Raw genomic sequence first — 2531 nt, 5'->3', positions numbered from 1 at the left:
CCAACGGTCGGGACGAAACCTTCGAGACCGAGCTGAACGAGGTCGACGTCGCGGCCGCGGTCCGCAACCATCTCGGCGGCGAGCTGTCCGCGGGCCCGGCTGACCCGGCTCTTCACCGTGCCGACCTGGCATTGCAGCCGGACCGCCGCCTCCTCGTAGGTCAGGCCCTCGGCCCCGACGAGGAGCAGCGCCTCCCGCTGCGTCGCCGGCAGCGTCTCCATCACCGCGTAGAGCCGCTTCAGGGTGACGACGTCCTCCTGATCGGGCACGGCGGTGAGCTTGCCGGCCTGGACCCCGTCCGCATCCTCGACTTCGCGCTTGCGCTTGCGGATCTCGGTGTAGAACTGGTTGCGCATGATCGTGAACAGCCACGCGACCAGGTTCGAGCCCGGCTGGAACCGGTGCTGGTTCATCCACGCCTTCATCAGCGTTTCCTGGACCAGGTCGTCGGTCCGGCTCATGTCGCCGACGAGCGAGAACGCGAAGGTGCGCAAAGCCGGAAGCACCGCCATCAGGTCGTCGCGGAACGCCGTGGTCGGCGTCTCGCCGCGGCTCGCCAGCAGCGCCTCGAAGCGGCGCACCAGCACGAGGAGCGGTTCCGGCAGGGCATCGCAGGTCGGCAGGGCAAAGTAGGCGCGCAGCTCGCCGCCGAGATGGTTGCGGACCGCGGCCGCGACGTCGACCTCGTTCAGCTCGGTCTCGAAGGTTTCGTCCCGACCGTTGGAGATGGCGTGCGTCATGCCGATGGAGCGTCCCAAGGTTCTTACGGTCAAGCTCTTTTGAGCCAGTCTAAGGTAATTGCATATTAAATTCTGAGCCGGTGATGAACGGGGCGCGAACGCGAGCGACTTCAGAAATCGTTGCCTCGGCAAGCAACGCCCCATCCTTCGGAATCACCGTGCCGCGCATCACGGGCTCAGGCAATCGCGCCCGGATGCTGAGCTTCGCGGATCACGGGACCGTGCGACCCGAATGCGCTGCCTGAAGGTCGGAACCGATACCATCGCGTCCGATTTCCTCACGGGCAACCTTCTCGCACGGGGAAGGTTGAGGTATCTATTCGTCATGCCTCGCTTGGTTTCCTATCGCATTCACGACCGGGACGACGGCCTGTTCGACGCCGTCGCCACGCTCGCACCCGACAAGACGTATCGGCGCGAGGGCTTCGCCTCGCTGGCCGAGGTCGAGGACTGGATCGACGGGTTGCGGATCCTGATGGCCGCGATCGGCGCACCGCTCGTGCGGGCGCAGCACGCCACCGGTCTCGACGAGGCCGCCGCCCTTCGTCCGGACGGCGACGCACCCGAGGCGGATTCGCGCTCGGCCCGCGCCCGCCTGCTTCGCTTCCGCGATGCGGTGTCCGGCGCCGACGACGCGACGGACTGACAGGGCAGCCCCGCGCTGCAGGGCCTCGAACGGAGGCCGAGCATGTTCGCGACGGCCTCGTCTCCCGCCGCCGCGCGCAGGCTGCGGCCTTGCCTTCGACGCCCGGCGAACCAGACTTCCCCGCGCGAGGGCGACCGCTCCGGTCCGCACGAGGAAACCGCCGATGGCCCGACCCCGAACCGGCGCGCGCGTGCTCGTCGACCAGCTCCTGGCGCAGGGCGTCGGGCGCCTGACCTGCGTCCCCGGCGAGAGCTACCTCGCAGTGCTCGACGCGCTCTACGACACGGACGTCGACGTGCTGGTCTGCCGGCAGGAGGGCGGGGCCGCGATGATGGCCGAGGCGGCGGGCAAGCTCACCGGCCGGCCGGGCATCTGCTTCGTCACCCGCGGCCCCGGCGCCACCAACGCCGCGTCCGGCCTGCACGTGGCGCAGCAGGACTCGACGCCGATGATCCTGTTCGTCGGCCAGGTCGCCCGCGCGATGCGGGACCGCGACGCGTTCCAGGAGATCGACTACCGCGCGATGTTCGGCACCGTGGCCAAGTGGGTGGTCGAGATCGACGACGCCGCGCGCATCCCCGAGCTCGTGGCCCGCGCCTTCCGGACGGCGATGCAGGGGCGCCCCGGCCCGGTGGTGGTGGCGCTGCCGGAGGACATGCTCGACGACGCGGTCGCGGTCGCCGATGCGGGGCCCGTCGAGCCGGCGGAGCCCGCACCCCGCCCGGAGGACGTGTCCGACCTGCGCCGGAGGCTCGACGGCGCGCAAAGCCCGATCGTCCTCGTCGGCGGATCGCGCTGGAACGAGGCCGCGCGCGACGACCTCGTCGCCGTCGCCGAGGCCGAGGACCTGCCGGTGGCGACCTCGTTCCGGCGCGCCCACCTCTTCCCGGCCGACCATCCGCACTACGCCGGCGAGCTCGGCATCGGCCCGAACCCGGCCCTCGTCGCCCGCATCCGCGCGGCCGACCTGCTGGTGATGATCGGCGGCCGGCTCTCGGAGATGCCGGCGCAGTCCTATCGCCTGCTCGGCATCCCCGATCCCGGCCTGCCGCTGGTCCACGCCCACCCGGACGCGAACGAGCTCGGCCGGGTCTACCAGCCGGCCCTGGCGATCCAGGCCGCGCCCGGCCCGCTGCTCGCGGCGC

General features: G+C 71.0%; 3 protein-coding genes. 2 read left to right on the top strand and 1 reads right to left on the bottom strand.

Going from position 1 to position 2531, the window contains the following annotated elements; genetic code table 11:
* A partial coding sequence (locus FV223_RS25080) for a sigma-70 family RNA polymerase sigma factor (RefSeq protein WP_147729499.1) occupies positions 1 to 740 on the bottom strand: 740 nt, incomplete at its 3' end.
* Positions 741 to 1065: 325 nt separating this feature from the next.
* Between FV223_RS25080 and FV223_RS30840 the strand changes: the two genes are divergently transcribed.
* Both FV223_RS30840 and FV223_RS25070 read left to right on the top strand, forming a co-directional pair.
* Positions 1066 to 1386 (top strand): hypothetical protein, encoded by a 321-nt coding sequence (locus FV223_RS30840; protein ID WP_187274904.1) that lies wholly within the window; start codon positions 1066 to 1068, stop codon positions 1384 to 1386.
* Positions 1387 to 1549: 163 nt separating this feature from the next.
* On the top strand, positions 1550 to 2531 hold a 982-nt coding region (locus tag FV223_RS25070; protein ID WP_246689800.1), incomplete at its 3' end, for a thiamine pyrophosphate-binding protein.

The sequence above is a fragment of the Methylobacterium sp. WL116 genome (genome assembly GCF_008039455.1).
Lineage (GTDB): Bacteria > Pseudomonadota > Alphaproteobacteria > Rhizobiales > Beijerinckiaceae > Methylobacterium.
The sequence above is the reverse complement of the archived record's forward strand: the minus strand, read 5'-3'. Positions and strand labels throughout refer to the sequence as shown.